Annotated in this window: 13 protein-coding genes; 8 read left to right on the forward strand and 5 right to left on the reverse strand. The window is 64.1% G+C overall.

What is annotated here, in order from left to right; all coding sequences use genetic code 11:
• Positions 1–1,659: an ATP-dependent endonuclease gene (locus ACSBQQ_RS10035; protein ID WP_033637834.1), complete on the reverse strand. Its 1,659-nt coding sequence runs from the start codon at positions 1,657–1,659 to the stop codon at positions 1–3.
• 187 nt (positions 1,660–1,846) lie between these two features.
• On the opposite strand from ACSBQQ_RS10035, the gene ACSBQQ_RS10040 reads away from it, so the two are divergent.
• The 5 genes from ACSBQQ_RS10040 (at position 1,847) to ltaE (ending at position 8,645) form a co-directional block, all read left to right on the forward strand.
• The gene (locus tag ACSBQQ_RS10040; RefSeq protein WP_435012936.1) at positions 1,847–2,743 is read left to right on the forward strand and encodes a lysine exporter LysO family protein; all 897 of its coding nucleotides are present in this window, start codon (positions 1,847–1,849) and stop codon (positions 2,741–2,743) included.
• Positions 2,744–2,923: 180 nt separating this feature from the next.
• Positions 2,924–4,573 (forward strand): hydroxylamine reductase, encoded by a 1,650-nt coding sequence (hcp, locus tag ACSBQQ_RS10045; RefSeq protein WP_060428367.1) that lies wholly within the window; start codon positions 2,924–2,926, stop codon positions 4,571–4,573.
• Between the two features lie 56 nt (positions 4,574–4,629).
• On the forward strand, positions 4,630–5,631 hold the full coding sequence (hcr, locus tag ACSBQQ_RS10050) for an NADH oxidoreductase (protein ID WP_060428365.1): 1,002 nt from the start codon (positions 4,630–4,632) through the stop codon (positions 5,629–5,631).
• 199 nt (positions 5,632–5,830) lie between these two features.
• The gene (poxB, locus tag ACSBQQ_RS10055) at positions 5,831–7,552 is read left to right on the forward strand and encodes a ubiquinone-dependent pyruvate dehydrogenase (protein WP_033646648.1); all 1,722 of its coding nucleotides are present in this window, start codon (positions 5,831–5,833) and stop codon (positions 7,550–7,552) included.
• 76 nt (positions 7,553–7,628) lie between these two features.
• A complete protein-coding gene (ltaE, locus tag ACSBQQ_RS10060; RefSeq protein WP_060418404.1) occupies positions 7,629–8,645 on the forward strand; it encodes a low-specificity L-threonine aldolase in 1,017 nt (338 codons plus the stop codon).
• A 30-nt stretch (positions 8,646–8,675) separates the two neighbouring features.
• On the opposite strand, the gene ACSBQQ_RS10065 is transcribed toward ltaE, so the two are convergent.
• Positions 8,676–9,371 (reverse strand): N-acetylmannosamine-6-phosphate 2-epimerase, encoded by a 696-nt coding sequence (locus tag ACSBQQ_RS10065; protein ID WP_033646654.1) that lies wholly within the window; start codon positions 9,369–9,371, stop codon positions 8,676–8,678.
• Positions 9,368–10,924, reverse strand: coding sequence for a PTS transporter subunit EIIC (locus ACSBQQ_RS10070; protein WP_060428364.1), 1,557 nt, complete (start codon positions 10,922–10,924; stop codon positions 9,368–9,370). Before ACSBQQ_RS10070 ends, ACSBQQ_RS10065 begins: the two co-directional genes overlap by 4 nt.
• Positions 10,925–11,091: 167 nt before the next feature.
• On the opposite strand from ACSBQQ_RS10070, the gene ACSBQQ_RS10075 reads away from it, so the two are divergent.
• Positions 11,092–11,919, forward strand: coding sequence for a MurR/RpiR family transcriptional regulator (locus tag ACSBQQ_RS10075; protein WP_043147107.1), 828 nt, complete (start codon positions 11,092–11,094; stop codon positions 11,917–11,919).
• Here ACSBQQ_RS10075 and ACSBQQ_RS10080 read toward each other — a convergent pair whose 3' ends face one another.
• The gene (locus ACSBQQ_RS10080) at positions 11,920–12,267 is read right to left on the reverse strand and encodes a DUF1294 domain-containing protein (RefSeq protein ID WP_060428604.1); all 348 of its coding nucleotides are present in this window, start codon (positions 12,265–12,267) and stop codon (positions 11,920–11,922) included.
• Between the two features lie 150 nt (positions 12,268–12,417).
• Between ACSBQQ_RS10080 and ACSBQQ_RS10085 the strand changes: the two genes are divergently transcribed.
• Together ACSBQQ_RS10085 and ACSBQQ_RS10090 are read left to right on the forward strand one after the other, a co-directional pair.
• Positions 12,418–13,857, forward strand: a complete 1,440-nt coding sequence (locus ACSBQQ_RS10085) for a DUF2867 domain-containing protein (RefSeq protein ID WP_060428362.1) — start codon at positions 12,418–12,420, stop codon at positions 13,855–13,857.
• A gap of 158 nt (positions 13,858–14,015) precedes the next feature.
• Positions 14,016–15,026: an NAD-dependent epimerase/dehydratase family protein gene (locus ACSBQQ_RS10090; protein ID WP_033646660.1), complete on the forward strand. Its 1,011-nt coding sequence runs from the start codon at positions 14,016–14,018 to the stop codon at positions 15,024–15,026.
• On the opposite strand, the gene ACSBQQ_RS10095 is transcribed toward ACSBQQ_RS10090, so the two are convergent.
• Positions 15,027–15,863 (reverse strand): N-acetylmuramoyl-L-alanine amidase, encoded by an 837-nt coding sequence (locus tag ACSBQQ_RS10095; RefSeq protein WP_049197174.1) that lies wholly within the window; start codon positions 15,861–15,863, stop codon positions 15,027–15,029.
• Positions 15,864–15,865: the final 2 nt, after the last annotated feature.

Genomic DNA, 15,865 nt, shown 5'->3' on the forward strand with positions numbered 1-15,865 from the left:
TCAGTCCGCCCGGCCGCGTGCCAGCCAGATCACCCGTGAGAACATTTTCTTCAGCAGCGGCGGCACCGAGTCCGTGCCCCATTCGCCGGCCTGCATCGCGACCTCGATCGCCAGATCCGGCTTCGACGAGTGGTGGACCGCTTTCAGGATCACCTTGCGCACCGGCATTTGCGCGTTGATCGGCACCGACGCCATCCGGTGATAGACCGGGCCGAACCCTTCGCGGAACATGAAGTGTTCCATGTCCGGCGCCGGCAGCGCGGTCAGCCGATCGCGTTCGTTGTCTTCATGATTGTCCAGCAGGCTGCGCACGGTATTGGCGTACTTTTTGCCCGCCTCGTCGCCGTCCACCAGCGCATGCCACTCGATGCCCATGCGGCGGGCGAAGCGCAGCAGCGGCTTCAGGCCGCACTGGGCGAACTCGATGACCCGCACCCCTTCCGCCTCGAAATGGTAGCCGCACTGCCGCGCCAGCTCGTTCAGCAGCCACACTTCGGTCTCGCCCTCTACCAGCAGCCAGCAGCGGGCGAACAGCGACGACGGCCGGTTGAAACGGATGTGAAACGCGATGCGCCGCCCGTCTTCGGCGCTCAGCCCGCGCGGCCCGAGACGGTAGGTCGCGACCCGCCCCGACTCGCGCACCAGCCGGCAGACGTGCTCCACCGGCACCAGCGACACCAGTTCGCTGGAGTTGGTGGTGGTGATGCGCTGCAGCGGCAGCTGATTGAGCAGCCCCCAAGCCACCGACAGCATAATCGGGTGCAGGCGAGTTTCCGGGTCTTCCACCAGCAGCAGCGGCCGTGCATGCGCATCCAGCTTAACGTCGCCCTTGGCCTGCAGCAGGGTGGAAAACATCCCCAGCAGGATCAGGCGCATGCTGCGGCTGTTCGGTTCGGCCACCATGCGGTTGATGCCGTCCAACGCACGCCAGGCATCCTGCTCCGGTTCGCCGCCGCGGCGGCGCGGCCGCGTCACCTGCGAACTTTGCTCAGCGAAGTAGTGCTCCAGCAGTTGCTGCATGGCCGCCAGCCCCTGACGCAGTTCGCCGTTGGTCAGCTTCTGCGGATTGCGCACCAGCTCGCGCGTCAGCTGATCCAACTGCTGCGCCAGCGCCTGGGTATCGGGTTTGCGTTCATCGCCGAGGCTGCTGGGGCGCAGGCGACGAATAAAGCGCGCGTCGCGCAGGCGCAATACCGGATGAATGCGGATGATGGCGTGGGCCAGCTGTTCGATATGGTGCAGTTGAAAGGCGTTGCCGTCGGCGTCGAGAAAACCGCGCCAGGTGCACACCGTGCCGTCGTCGGCCAGCTCGCCTTCGCAGCGGTAATGAATGCGGCTCAGACCATCTTCGCCCTTGACCCACAGTGGCGTCAGGTGGCGATAGCGCGGCAGGTGCGCATGGCCGATGTCTTTTTCGCAGAAGGTGAACACCACCTGCAGGTGGCGCTCTTTGGCCGCCTCTTCTCCGGGCGGGAAATGGAAGTCGTGCGCCTCAAACCGATACAGCTTCTGCTCCGGCGCCAGCAGCAGCGTCAGCGCATCCAGCAGGCTGGATTTACCCCAGGCGTTTTCGCCGAGCAACAGCGTGTTGTCGTCCAGCATCAGGGACAGCCGGTTAATGCCGCGAAAACCTACAATTTCGATACGCTCCAAGAACATCCGCCGCCTCCCGTGCGCGCCGTCGCCTCGTCAATGAGGCAACCTTCACAGAGCATGGTCAAAAAACCCCTTGCAGGTCAAGCGGCCAACGTCAAATCTGCCGCTTTACTCCGGCCGGGCTTTTGGTTAGCGTGTGCTCCTCGCCGCCGTTCGGCGCGCGCCAAAACTCAAGGACACAAGCTGCACCATGTACTCAGGACTGTTGATTATTCTGTTACCGCTGATTGTCGGTTACCTCATTCCCTTACGCCATCGCCCGCTGCTGGTGCTGATCAACCGGCTGCTGAGCTGGATGGTGTACGTGATCCTGTTTTTCATGGGTATCAGCCTGGCGTTCATGGAAGATCTCAGCAGCAACCTGGTGCTGATCTTCCAATACAGCGCGGTGTTCTTCTTCTGCATTCTCTGCGCCAATCTGCTGTTGCTGGCGCTGCTGGAGCGGCGCATGCCGTGGCGCAGCAGCCATAAACAGGAAAAGCTGCCTTCGCGCGTGCACATGGCGCTGGAGTCGCTCAAGCTGTGCGGCGTGGTGCTCGGCGGCTTCCTGCTCGGCCTGACGCAGTGGCAATGGCTGCAGTTCGCCCATAAAGGCAGCGAATATGCGCTGATCTTCCTGCTGCTGTTGGTCGGCATTCAGCTGCGCAACAGCGGCATGACGCTGCGCCAGATCGTGCTCAACCGCCGCGGCACGCTGGTGGCGTTGGTGGTGACCGTCGCGTCGCTGGCCGGCGGCGCGCTGGCGGCGCAGCTGCTGGGGCTGCCGGTCAAGGCCGGGCTGGCGATGGCCTCCGGCTTCGGCTGGTACTCGCTGTCGGGCATTCTGATCACCGACGCCTACGGCACGGTGATGGGCAGCGCCGCGTTCTTCAACGATCTGGCGCGCGAGCTGGTGGCGATCATGCTGATCCCGACGCTGGTGCGCCGCAGCCGCTCCACCGCCCTCGGCCTGTGCGGCGCCACCTCGATGGACTTCACCCTGCCGGTGCTGCAGCGCAGCGGCGGGCTGGACATGGTGCCCCCCGCCATCGTGCACGGCTTCCTGCTGAGCCTGCTGGCGCCGGTGCTGATCGCCCTGTTCTCCTGATCCTCTCCCCTGGGGGCCGCCCGGTCCCCAAAGCGTAATAATTCCCATCCGCACGGCAAAATTGCGCTAAATCAAACTTGCCCGCAGTAGTCGCACAAAAGCCTTTTGCAACCCCGATCGCCGATCTATGCTTTTAAACAAGCATTACAAATGCAACTTTAAAAATAAAAGGAAGCGACTATGTTCTGTGTGCAATGTGAACAAACCATCCGTACCCCGGCAGGCAACGGCTGCGCGTATGCTCAGGGCATGTGCGGCAAGACGGCGGAAACCTCCGATCTGCAGGATCTGCTGGTGGCGGCGCTACAGGGCCTCTCCGCCTGGGCACTGCAGGCGCGTTCGCTGGGCATCGTCGATCACGAGATCGACAGCTTCGCCCCGCGCGCCTTCTTCTCCACCCTGACCAACGTCAACTTCGACTCCCAGCGCATCATCGGCTACGCGCGCGAAACCCTGCTGCTGCGCGATTCGCTGGCTGCCCGTTGCCGGCTGCTGGATGCCGGCGTGCGCGTCGATCACCCGATGGCGGCGCTGCAGCTGGCCGGTGACGATATGCCTGCGCTGCTGCAACAGGCGGCGCAGTTTGCCCTCAACGGCGACAAGGCCGAGGTCGGCGACGACGTCCACGGTTTGCGCATGCTGTGCCTGTACGGCCTGAAAGGCGCCGCGGCCTATATGGAACACGCGCACGTGCTCGGCCAGTTCGACGAGCAGCTCTATGCCGACTACCACGCCTTTATGGCCTGGCTCGGCACCCGGCCGCGCGACGTCGACACCCTGCTGAACAACGCCATGGGCATCGGCAAGATGAACTTCAACGTGATGGCGATCCTCGATCGCGGCGAAACCCAGGCCTACGGCGATCCGCAGCCCAGCGCGGTCAACGTGCGCCCGGTGGCCGGGAAAGCCATTCTGATCTCCGGCCACGATCTGAAAGATCTGCGCATGCTGCTCGAACAAACCGAAGGGCAAAACGTCAACGTCTACACTCACGGTGAAATGCTGCCGGCGCACGGCTATCCGGAACTGAAAAAATTCAAGCATCTGGTGGGCAACTACGGCAGCGGCTGGCAGAACCAGCAGACGGAGTTCGCCAAATTCCCCGGCCCGATCGTGATGACCTCCAACTGCATCATCGATCCGAACCTCGGCAACTACGGCGATCGCATCTGGACCCGCAGCATCGTCGGCTGGCCGGGCGTCAACCATCTGGAGGGCGACGACTTCGGCGCCGTGATCCGCCAGGCGCAGGACATGAACGGTTTCCCTTACACCGAGATCGAGCACCTGATCACCGTCGGCTTCGGCCGCCAGACGCTGCTGAACGCCGCCGACACGGTGATCGATCTGGTGTCGCAGAAAAAACTGCGCCACGTCTTCCTGGTCGGCGGCTGCGACGGCAGCCGCGACGAGCGCAGCTACTTCACCGACTTCGCCCGCAGCGTGCCGCAAGACTGCCTGATCATGACGCTGGCCTGCGGCAAGTACCGTTTCAACAAGCTGGACTTCGGCACGCTGGAAGGGCTGCCGCGCCTGCTGGACGTCGGCCAGTGCAACGACGCCTATTCCGCCATCATGCTGGCGGTCAAGCTGGCGGACACGCTCGGCTGCAGCGTCAACGAGCTGCCGCTCAGCCTGGTGCTGTCGTGGTTTGAACAGAAGGCGATCGTCATTCTGCTGACGCTGTTGTCGCTGGGGGTGAAAAACATCGTCACCGGCCCGACCGCGCCGGGCTTCCTGACCGACAACCTGATGGCGATCCTCAACGAGAAATTCGGCCTGCGTCCGATCACCACCGTCGAGCAGGATATCAACGCGCTGCTCGCCTGATGCCATTACGTTATGGGGCCGCCTGCGCCGGCCCCTTTGCTTTTTGAGGTGCCCCGATGACTCAACCCACTCCGCTTTGCCCGAACCGCATGCAGGTACATTCCATCCAGCGCGAAACCGCCGACGTCTGGACGCTGAACCTGATATGCGACGTTTTCTACCCTTATCAGGCGGGCCAGTTTGCGCTGGTCAGCATCCGCAACAACGAGGAGACGCTGCGCGCCTATACGCTCTCCTCCTCGCCCGGCCAGAGCCGCTTTCTCAGCATCAGCGTGCGCTGCCTGCCGGACGGCATCGGATCGCGCTGGCTGACGCAAGAGGTCAAGCCCGGCAACACGCTGTGGCTGTCCGACGCGCAGGGCGAGTTCAGCTGCGAGCGCCACCCGGCCGATCGTTATCTGATGCTGGCCGCCGGCTGCGGCGTGACGCCGATCGTCTCGATGTGCCGCTGGCTGACCGCCAACCGTCCGGCCTGCGATATCGCCGTGATCTTTAACGTGCGCACCCCCGCCGACACGATTTTCGCCGATCAGTGGCGTGCGCTGTGCGCCGCCCATCCGCAGCTGCGCCTGACGCTGATGGCCGAGCGGGATCTGCAACCCGGCTACCTCAGCGGCCGCATCGATGAGCAGACGCTGCGGCAGGCGGCGCCGGATATCGCCGAACGCACGGTGATGACCTGCGGCCCTGCGCCCTATATGGAACAGGTGGAGCAGCTGTGCCGCCGGCTCGGCGTGCCGGCCGAGCGTTTCCATAAAGAGCAGTTCCACACGCCGACAACGCAGGCCGATGCCACTGAAGGGCTGACGCTACGCGCCGCCCGCCCGCTGCGCGAATTCCGCGTGCCGGTCGGCAGCACGCTGCTGGCGGCGATGGAGACCAATGCCCTGCCGGTCAACGCCGCCTGCCGTGCCGGGGTGTGCGGCTCGTGCAAAACCCGCATCCTCGAGGGCGACTACATCACCACCAGCACCATGACGCTGAGCGCAGAAGAGGTAGCTCAGGGCTATGTGCTGGCCTGCAGTTGCCAACTGCAGGGCGACGTCACATTGGCGTGATCCCCAGGCCCCATCGCCGCGATGGGGCATTTATCGGCAAGTTCCCCCCTCCCCGCCCGGTTACACTTTCCCCCGTCCTACGCTCTTTACCCTTCCTGACCGCATCTCGTCCACCGCCGGTAAGCTATGCTTGCAGTTGTTCTGCTGCCGCTCACCGGATCGAGTACACATCGTTTTTTAAACCATGTTTGGGGGAACCATGAAGCAAACCGTAGCCACACTGATCGCCAAAACGCTGGATCAAGCCGGCGTAAAACGCATTTGGGGCGTGACCGGCGATTCGCTCAACGGCCTGAGCGACAGCCTGCACCGCATGGGCACCATCGAATGGCTGGGCACCCGCCATGAAGAGGTGGCCGCCTTCGCCGCCGGCGCCGAAGCCCAGCTCACCGGCCAGTTGGCGGTGTGCGCCGGTTCCTGCGGCCCCGGCAACCTGCACCTGATCAACGGCCTGTTCGACTGCCACCGCAACCATGTGCCGGTGCTGGCGATCGCCGCGCACATTCCTTCCAGCGAAATCGGCAGCGGCTACTTCCAGGAAACGCATCCGCAGGAGCTGTTCCGCGAATGCAGCCACTATTGCGAGCTGGTTTCCAATCCGGAACAGCTCCCGCGCGTGCTGGAGATCGCCATGCGCAAGGCGATCCTCAACCGCGGCGTCTCGGTGGTGGTCTTGCCGGGCGATGTGGCGCTGCGCATGGCACCGGAAGACGCGACCCTGACCTGGCATACCCCGGCGCTGCCGCTGGTGCAGCCGCCGATGAGCGAGCTGAACAAGCTGGCGGAGACGCTGAACAAGGCGAAGAACATCACCCTGATGTGCGGCAGCGGCTGCGCCGGCGCGCACGATGAGGTGGTCAAGCTGGCCGAGCTGCTGCAGGCGCCGGTGGTACACGCGCTGCGCGGCAAGGAGCATATCGAATGGGATAACCCCTACAGCGTCGGCATGACCGGGCTGATCGGCTTCTCCTCCGGCTACCACGCGATGATGAATGCCGACACGCTGGTGCTGCTCGGCACCCAGTTCCCCTACCGCGCGTTCTACCCCACCAACGCCAACATCATTCAGATCGACATCAACCCCGGCAGCATCGGCGCGCACTGCCCGGTCAATATGGCGCTGGTGGGCGATATCCACACCACCCTCACCGCCCTGCTGCCGCAGCTGGAGCCCAAGCGCGACCGGGCGTTCCTCGACAAGGCGCTGGAGCATTACCGCAACGCGCGCAAGGATCTCGACGGGCTGGCGACCGCCAATGACGACCAGCCGATCCACCCGCAGTATCTGGCGCAGCAGCTCAGCCGGTACGCCAGCGACGACGCCATCTTCACCTGCGACGTCGGCACGCCGACGGTGTGGGCCGCCCGCTACGTGAAAATGAACGGCAAGCGCCGCCTGCTCGGTTCGTTCAACCACGGTTCGATGGCCAACGCCATGCCGCAGGCGATCGGCGCCCAGGCCACCGCGCCGGATAAACAGGTGATCGCCATGTGCGGCGACGGCGGCTTCACCATGCTGATGGGGGATTTCCTGTCGCTGGCGCAGCTCAAGCTGCCGGTGAAAATCGTGGTGTTCAACAACAGCGTGTTGGGGTTCGTGGCGATGGAGATGAAGGCCGGCGGCTACCTGACCGACGGCACCGACCTGCATAACCCGGACTTCGCGGCGATCGCCAACGCCGCCGGCATCAAGGGCATCCGCGTGGAAAAAGCCTCGGATCTGGACGGCGCGCTGCAGGAGATGTTGGCGCACCCCGGCCCGGCGCTGCTGGACGTGGTCACCGCCAAGCAAGAGCTGGCGATGCCGCCGCAGATCAAGTTCGAACAGGCGAAAGGCTTCAGCCTGTACATGCTGCGCGCCATCATCAACGGCCGCGGCGACGAAGTGGTCGAGCTGGCGAAAACCAACTGGCTGCGCTAAGCAAGCTGCCCCCCGGTGAAATAAGGGTATATGATGCCATGTACCCTTTTCCTCTCCCTTACATTCCAGGAACCCTATGCTTATCGATCTACGCAGCGACACCGTCACCCGCCCCAGCGCCGCCATGCGCCAGGCGATGGCTCAGGCAGAGGTCGGCGACGACGTCTACGGCGATGACCCGACGGTCAACGCGCTGGAGGCCGAGGCGGTGCGCCTGTCGGGCAAAGAGGCGGCGCTGTTTTTGCCCAGCGGCACCCAGGCCAACCTGGTGGCGCTGCTGAGCCACTGCCAGCGCGGCGACGAGTATCTGGTCGGCCAACAGGCGCACAACTATAAATACGAGGCCGGCGGCGCAGCGGTGCTGGGCAGCATCCAGCCGCAGCCGATCGAGGCCGACGCGGACGGCACGCTGCCGCTGGACAAGCTCGCCGCCGCCATCAAACCCGACGATATCCACTTCGCCCGCACCCGGCTGCTGAGCCTGGAAAACACCATCGGCGGCCGAGTCCTGCCGCAGGCCTACCTGCAGCAGGCGTGGCGGTTTACCCGCGAGCGGCAGCTGGCGCTGCATATCGACGGCGCGCGCATCTTCAACGCCGCCGTGGCGCTGAACCTGCCGCTGAAAGAGATCGTGCAATACTGCGACACCTTCACCATTTGCCTGTCGAAAGGGCTGGGCGCGCCGGTCGGATCGCTGCTGTGCGGCAGCGAGGCCTTCATTCAGCGCGCGCTGCGCTGGCGCAAGATGACCGGCGGCGGGCTGCGTCAGGCCGGCATCCTGGCGGCGGCCGGCCTCTACGCGCTGGAACATAACGTCGCGCGGCTGCGCGAAGACCATGACAACGCGGTCTGGCTGGAGCAACAGCTGCGGCAGATCGGCGTGGAGGTCGTCGAACCCGGCGCACAGACCAACGTGCTGTACCTGCGCCAACCGCCGGCGCTGGCGGCCAAATTCGGCCCGTGGATGCGCGAACGCGACGTGCTGATCAGCAGCGGCCCGCTGACGCGCATTCTGACCCACCTCGACGTCAGCCGTCAGGATCTGCAGCGGGTGGTCGAGCTGTGGCGGGAGTTCCTCCAGCAGCACGCCTGATTTCCCCTCCCCGGCGCGCCGGGGAGCCCTTCACCGCCCGCCGATGGCCTCGACAAAGCGGCGGGTGATCTGCTGCGGGCGCGTAATGGCGCCGCCCACCACCACCGCATGCGCCCCCAGCGCCAGGCAGCGCGCGGCCATCGCCGGCGTTTCGACATTGCCCTCGGCGATGACCGGCACCGGCACCGCCGCCAGCACCGCACGCAGAAAGCCGAAATCGTCCTCCGCCAGTCGGGCGCCCCGGCTTTCGGCGGTATAGCCGTGCAGCGTGGTGCCCACGCAGTCGAACCCCAACCTGGCAGCCTCTTGCGCTTCTTCCACGGTGGCGATGTCCGCCATCAGCAGCAGCCGGGGATACCTGGCGCGGATCGCGGCAACCAGCGCCGCCAGCTGCAGCTCCCCTGGCCGCCGGTGGCCGGTAGCGTCCAATGCAATCATCTGCGGCGCCGCAGTCATCAGCTCATCGATTTCACGCAGGGTCGGCGTGATATAGACATCGCTACCGGCATAATCGCGCTTGATAATGCCGATCACCGGCAGCGCCACCGTGCGCAGGATGGCTTTAACGTCTTCGACGCCGTTGGCGCGGATCGCCGCCGCACCGCCTTGCTCGGCCGCCAGCGCCATGCGCGCCATGATAAAATCGCTGTGCAGCGGCTCGTCGTCCAGCGCCTGGCAAGACACCACCAGCCGGCCCTTAATCTGCTGCAAAATGGAAAGCGTCATAAATCCAACAACTCCTCGACTTCGTTTTTAATAATGGTCACGTGCGGGCCATAGATCACCTGAACGCCGTTGCCGCGAACGATCACCGCCCGCGCGCCGCTGGCCTTCAGCCCGCTTTCGTCCAGCAACCGGCTCTGTTTTACCGTCACGCGCAGCCGCGTGGCGCAACAATCCAGTTCGACGATATTCTCTTTGCCGCCCAGCGCCGCCAGCACCTGCTGCGAGCGTTCGGTGCCGGTCGTCACCGCTTCCGGCGCGGTTTCCACCTCGCGCCCCGGCGTTTTGAAATTGAAGCGCAGGATCAGGAAACGGAACGTGAAGTAGTACAGGAAGAACCAGGGCACCCCGACCAGCGGCACATACATCCAATGGGTTTTCGCTTCGCCCTGCAGCACGCCGAACAGCATGAAATCGATAAAACCGCCGGAGAACGTCTGGCCGATGGTGATATGCAGAATGTGCGCGATCGCGAACGCCAGGCCGTCGAACAGCGCGTGCACCACGTACAGCGCCGGCGCGATGAACAGGAACGAGAATTCGATAGGTTCGGTGATGCCGGTCAGGAAAGAGGTCAGCGCCGCCGACAGCAGCAGCCCGCCGACGCGTTTGCGGTTCTCCGGGCGCGCGCTTTGGTACATCGCCAGGCAGGCGCCGACCAGGCCGAACATCATGGTGATAAAGCGGCCGGACATGAAGCGCGCCGTGCCGATGTAGAACTGCTGCGTATTCGGGTCGGCCAACTGGGCGAAGAAAATGCGCTGCGTGCCTTCCACCAGCTGTCCGTTGATCACTTCGCTGCCGCCGAGCGCGGTGGTCCAAAACGGCAGGTAGAAGATGTGATGCAGGCCGAACGGCCCGAGCATGCGCAATACGAAGCCGTAGATAAAGGTGCCGAGATAGCCGCTGGCGTCCACCAGCCCGCCCATGTCGAAGATCAGCCGTTGGAAAGGCGGCCACACCACGGTCATCAGGGCGCCGACCGCCATCGCCGCCAGCGAGCTGACGATCGGCACAAAGCGCGATCCGCCGAAAAAGCCCAGGAACGGCGGCAGCGCTATCTTGTTGTAGCGGCCGTGCAGATACCAGGTCACCAGACCGATGACCACCCCGCCGAACACCCCGGTCTCCAGCGTCTGGATCCCGAGAATCGTTCCCTGCCCCACTGCGCCGGCGTTCTGCGCGGCCAGCGTACCGTTGATTTTCAACAGCGCATTGATGGTGGCGTTCATCACCAGGTAGGCGATCAGCGAGGCCAGCCCCGCCGTGCCCTTGTCGCTTTTGGCCAACCCCACCGCCACGCCGACCGCGAACAGGATCGCCAGGTTGGCGAACACGATGGCGCCGGCGCTGGCCATCACGGTAAATACGCTTTGCAGCCAGCCGACGTCGAGGAAGGGATAAGCCTCGACGGTATTGGGATTGGACAGCGCACCGCCGATCCCCAACAGCAGGCCGGCCGCCGGCAGCACGGCGATCGGCAGCATGAACGATTTGCCGAACAGCTGGGCTTTTTCGAACCAGCCGCCGGAGCGCGACAATTCTGGTGTTGACATAAATTTTTCCCCGCTATCATTTTTATGATGAAAATTTTTACCACATTAAAATTAATTTAATGAAAATTTTATTCATAACGATGATCGGCTTCACAATCCGTCGATTTCGCTGGCGAGCGGCGGCGTCTTTCCGCCACAATAGAAACGGGAATACTCAGAAAGGTAACGTGATGAATACAGGCAACTTGTTATTGCGGCTGCGGCAGGATTTGGCGGGGTACAGCCCCACGCTGCAAAAGCTCGGCAACTATCTTCTTGCGCAGCCCTCCCGCGCCGTTTACCTGACCATCACCGAACTGGCGCGTGAAAGCGCCACCAGCGAAGCCAGCGTCACGCGGCTGTGCCGCCATCTGGGCTGCAAAGGCTATACCGAATTTAAAATGGCGCTGGCCCTCAGCCTGCAACAAAGCCAGCCGGAGGCGACGACGCGGCAAAGCGCGACGGAAAATTTGGTGGAAGAGAGCGTTCAGGCGCTGCGGGATACCGGCGCGCTGTTGGATCCGCAGGCGCTGCAACAGGCGGCGGACAGCCTGCAGCGTTGCGCTTCGGTGCAGATTTACGGCGTCGCCGCCAGCGCCATCATCGGCGATTTCCTGCACTACAAGCTGCTGCGCCTCGGCAAACCGGCGCAGCTGTTCAGCGACATGCACCGGGCGGCGATGAACGCCGCCTCGCTGAGTGAGCGGGATCTGCTGATCGTCATCTCCAGCTCCGGCTCCACCAAGGACGTGCTGCATGCGGTGGCATTGGCCAAAGGGCGCGGCGCACGCGTGATCGCCGTCAGCAACACCCAACGCAGCCCGCTGGCCAAGCTGGCGGATACGCTGCTGGTGGCGGCCAAACCGGAAGGGCCGCTGACCGCCGGCGCCCTGCCGGCCAAGGTCGGCGCCATGCTGCTGGTGGAGTTGATGATCGCCGAACTGGCTCGGCGCGATCCCGCCTACGCTCAGGCGATGCAGGCCACCGCCAGCGCTACCCTGCCGCTGCTGCTGTAATCAGAAGATCCAGCGGCCATAAACCCAGTACCACAGCCCCAGCACCGCCGCCAGGTTGAGCGCCACGCTGAGGATGAACCAGGTTTTAAACGGCTGCTTCTGGGTTTTGTGGCGAAACAGCTGCTGTGCCGCCAGTGCGCCCAACCACCCGCCCAGCGCGCCGAACAGCAACAGCGTAGCCTCCGGCACCCGCCGCCACCCCTTGCGCGCCGCCAGCTTATCGCCGCCGTAGATCAGAAACGTCAGCAGGTTGGCCAGCAGCAACCACATCCACACCGGATGCAGCGAGAACAGGCTGGCGACCAGCGCCAGGCCCAGCAGGGCGTAACAAATCACATTGAGCTTCATGACATCCGGTTTTTCGTTCGATAAAGGGCGCGTAGTGTGAACCTGCGCCACGATGGATGCAACCGGCTTATACCCATACAAAAAGTGCATTTAAACCCTGAATTTGGCATCCTGTCGTTCTGCCAATCCTCTACCGCACAAGGCGGCCCGATGACACCCCAACGCGTACTGGTTCTTGGAGCCAGCGGCTATATAGGCCAGAACCTGATCCCGCACCTGATCGAACAGGGGCACCAGATTACCGCCGCCGCGCGGCGCATCGAGTGGCTGCAGGAGCGGAACTGGCCGCAGGTCAACTGCCTGTATGCCGATCTGTACCGCCCGGAAACCCTGAGCGCGGCGCTGTGGGAGACAGATACGCTTTACTATCTGGTGCACGCGATGGGCGACGGCGACGATTTTATCGAGAAGGAGCGCCAGGCGGCGGAAAACCTGCGTGACGCGCTGCGCAATGCCGGCGTCAAACAGGTGATCTTCCTCGGCGCGCTGCAGCCGAACGACGACAGTTCGCCGCACCTGGCGGCCCGCCGCCTGACCGGCAAGATTTTGCGCCAGAGCGGCGTGCCGGTGACCGAACTGCGCGCCGGCATCATCGTCGGCCCCGGATCGGCGGCGTTCGAAGTGATGCGCGACATGGTCTATAACCTGCCGGTGCTGACGCCGCCGCGCTGGGTGCGCTCCAAGTCGTCGCCGGTGGCGCTGGAGAACCTGCTGGTTTATCTGGCCGACCTGCTGGCGCACCCGGCGCAGGAGCACCGCATCTTCGACGTTGCCGGGCCGGAGTACCTCAGCTATCAGGACATGTTCCAACGCTTTATCGCCCTCAGCGGCAAGCGGCGCTGGCTGATCCCGATCCCCTTGCCGACGCGGCTGATTTCGGTGTGGTTCATCAGCCTGATCACCTCGGTACCGACGCCGATCGCCCGCGCGCTGATCCAGGGGCTGAAGCACGATCTGCCCGCCGACGGCCGGCCGCTGCAGGCGCTGATCCCGCAGCGGCTGCACACCTTCGATCAGGCGGTCGCCACCACGCTGCAGCGCGAACAGGAGGTGGTCGATTCCGCCGACTGGGGCTACGATCCGGCGGCGCGGGCCCGCTGGCGCCCCGGCTACGGTTACTACCCGAAACAGGCCGGTTGTTCACTGGACACCGCCGCCACCCGCGAGGCCCTATGGCAAACGGTGCAGCAGCTGGGGGGCGAAGAAGGCTATTTCTACGCCAATATTCTGTGGCGGATCCGCGCCCGCATGGACGACATGATCGGCAACGGCGTGGTCTATGGCCGCCCGGCGCGCGCGACCCTGGCGCTGGGCGACGAGATCGACGGCTGGAAAGTCATCACGCTGAAACCGCTGCGGCAACTGGCGCTGCTGTTCGGCATGAAGGCGCCGGGACTGGGGCGGCTGAGCTTCACCATTACCGATCACGGCGATCGCCGCACGCTGGACGTGCGCGCCTGGTGGCATCCGGCCGGCTTCAGCGGGCTGCTGTATTGGTTCGCCATGATGCCCGCGCATCTGTTCATTTTCCGCGGCATGGCGAAGCGCATCGCCGAACTTGCCGAGGGCCTGGACCGCCAACGGCGCTGAACGCCGTTCATTTGTCGATCAACCGCACAGTTTGCCGCTGTGCTTCGGGGCTTTCCGATTGCATAGCGCACGAAATCACGGAAGAATGGCATCTTATTTGCTGGGAGCGCCGCAAGCGCCCGCCGGTATTCCGATTTTGGGTGAGAATAGAGTCCGTTATGAAGGTATTGGTCACCGGTGCCACCAGTGGGTTAGGCCGTAACGCCGTCGAATATCTGCGCCGTCAGGGCATCAAAGTGCGCGCCACCGGCCGCAACCAGGCGATGGGCGGCCTGCTGGAAAAAATGGGCGCGGAGTTCATTCATGCCGATCTCACCAATCTGATCTCTTCGCAGGCCAAGGCGATGCTGACGGACGTCGACGTGCTGTGGCACTGCTCCAGCTTCACCTCGCCCTGGGGCACCGAAGAGGCCTTCGAACTGGCCAACGTCCGCGCCACCCGCCGCCTCGGCGAATGGGCGGCGGCCTACGGCGTGGCGCAGTTCATTCACATCTCTTCCCCGGCGATCTATTTCGATTACCACCATCACCGCAACGTGACCGAAGACTTTCGCCCGCAGCGCTACGCCAACGAGTTCGCGCGCAGCAAGGCCGCCGGCGAGCAGGTGATCCAGCAGCTGGCGCTGTCCAATCCGCAGACCCATTTCACCATTCTGCGCCCGCAGGGATTGTTCGGGCCGCACGACAAGGTGATGCTGCCGCGGCTGCTGCAGATGATCAAACGCTACGGCAACCTGCTGCTGCCGCGCGGCGGCGCGGCGATGGTGGACATGACGTACCTGGAGAATGCGGTGCACGCCATGTGGCTGGCGACGCTAAAAGAAGATACGCCGTCCGGCCGCGCCTACAACATCACCAACCAGCAGCCGCGCCCGCTTCGCACCGTGGTGCAGCAGCTGATCGACGATTTGGGCATGAAGTGCCATATCCGCTCCGTCCCCTATCCGATGCTCGACATGATGGCCCGCGGCATGGAGCGCCTCGGCAGCAAAAGCGAAAAGGAGCCGGTGCTGACCCACTACGGCGTCGCCAAACTCAATTTCGACCTCACGCTCGATACCACCCGCGCACAGCAAGAGCTGGGCTATCAGCCGATCGTCTCGCTGGAAGAAGGCATCGCGCGCACCGCCCGCTGGCTGAAAGATCACGGCAAGCTGCACGGCCTGTAATCAACGCGCCGCGCCGTACTTCACCAGCAGCGCATCGACAATCGCTTCACTCTCCGCATCCGGTTCGCCGCGCACATCGTCGGGCCGGAAGTGCATCTGAAACGCCGCCAGCACATTGCGCTGCTGCCGCGCATTCCACGACGGGTCGATCGCGTAGCCGTAACGCGCCAGCTTTTCGAGCAGCGGCGCCATCGGTACCGGCGCATGGCGATCGCGCCCCGCCAGCAAACGCTGCACGTCGCGTTCGTCCGGCCAGGCGCCGATGCCGGCCTGGGCCAGCTGCCGCCAGGGGAACAGCGGGCCGGGATCCTGTTTACGCTGCGGCGCGATGTCGCTGTGCCCCACCACGTCCTGCGGCTGGATGCCATAGCGTTGGATGATGTCGCGGCTCAGCGGGATCAGCACGGCGATCTGCTCCGCCGTATAGGGCTGCCAGTGGGTGAACAGCATGCTGCGGGTGAAGCCCTTGTTGACGATTTCGATGCCGATCGAGGTGTCATTGAGGTTGCTGCGGCCGCGCCAGGCGCTGGCGCCGGCATGCCAGGCGCGCATCGCTTCCGGCACCAGGCGGAACACCGTCGGTTTACCGTGTTCGCGCTGCGGATGCGCCGGCAGCAGATAATGCGCGCTGACGTGTTCGTCGGTCAGCGTTTTCAGCGATGAGTGGAAGTCTTCCGCCGTGTAGTGCATCACCAGAAAGCGGATGCGTTGATCCGCGCCCTGCGCCTGATGCAGGGTTTCGAGCTGGTAAGCGCCGCGATCGACGAGCGTGTCCTGCTGCGGATTTTGGCATCCCGCCAGCAGCGCGGCGGCGATGATCCCTGGCCAAATTTTCACTT

Source organism: Serratia sp. G204Y, assembly GCF_051172435.1.
Classification (GTDB): Bacteria; Pseudomonadota; Gammaproteobacteria; order Enterobacterales; family Enterobacteriaceae; genus Serratia; species Serratia sarumanii.

Excerpts from the sequence above, each read along its gene's own strand:
- ACSBQQ_RS10080 (WP_060428604.1), bottom strand. The coding sequence starts at position 12,267 with ATGAAGCTCAATGTGATTTGTTACGCCCTGCTGGGCCTGGCGCTGGTC.
- hcr (WP_060428365.1), top strand. The coding sequence starts at position 4,630 with ATGACTCAACCCACTCCGCTTTGCCCGAACCGCATGCAGGTACATTCC.
- ACSBQQ_RS10035 (WP_033637834.1), bottom strand. The coding sequence starts at position 1,659 with ATGTTCTTGGAGCGTATCGAAATTGTAGGTTTTCGCGGCATTAACCGG.
- poxB (WP_033646648.1), top strand. The coding sequence starts at position 5,831 with ATGAAGCAAACCGTAGCCACACTGATCGCCAAAACGCTGGATCAAGCC.
- ltaE (WP_060418404.1), top strand. The coding sequence starts at position 7,629 with ATGCTTATCGATCTACGCAGCGACACCGTCACCCGCCCCAGCGCCGCC.
- ACSBQQ_RS10065 (WP_033646654.1), bottom strand. The coding sequence starts at position 9,371 with ATGACGCTTTCCATTTTGCAGCAGATTAAGGGCCGGCTGGTGGTGTCT.
- ACSBQQ_RS10040 (WP_435012936.1), top strand. The coding sequence starts at position 1,847 with ATGTACTCAGGACTGTTGATTATTCTGTTACCGCTGATTGTCGGTTAC.
- ACSBQQ_RS10090 (WP_033646660.1), top strand. The coding sequence starts at position 14,016 with ATGAAGGTATTGGTCACCGGTGCCACCAGTGGGTTAGGCCGTAACGCC.
- ACSBQQ_RS10085 (WP_060428362.1), top strand. The coding sequence starts at position 12,418 with ATGACACCCCAACGCGTACTGGTTCTTGGAGCCAGCGGCTATATAGGC.
- hcp (WP_060428367.1), top strand. The coding sequence starts at position 2,924 with ATGTTCTGTGTGCAATGTGAACAAACCATCCGTACCCCGGCAGGCAAC.
- ACSBQQ_RS10070 (WP_060428364.1), bottom strand. The coding sequence starts at position 10,924 with ATGTCAACACCAGAATTGTCGCGCTCCGGCGGCTGGTTCGAAAAAGCC.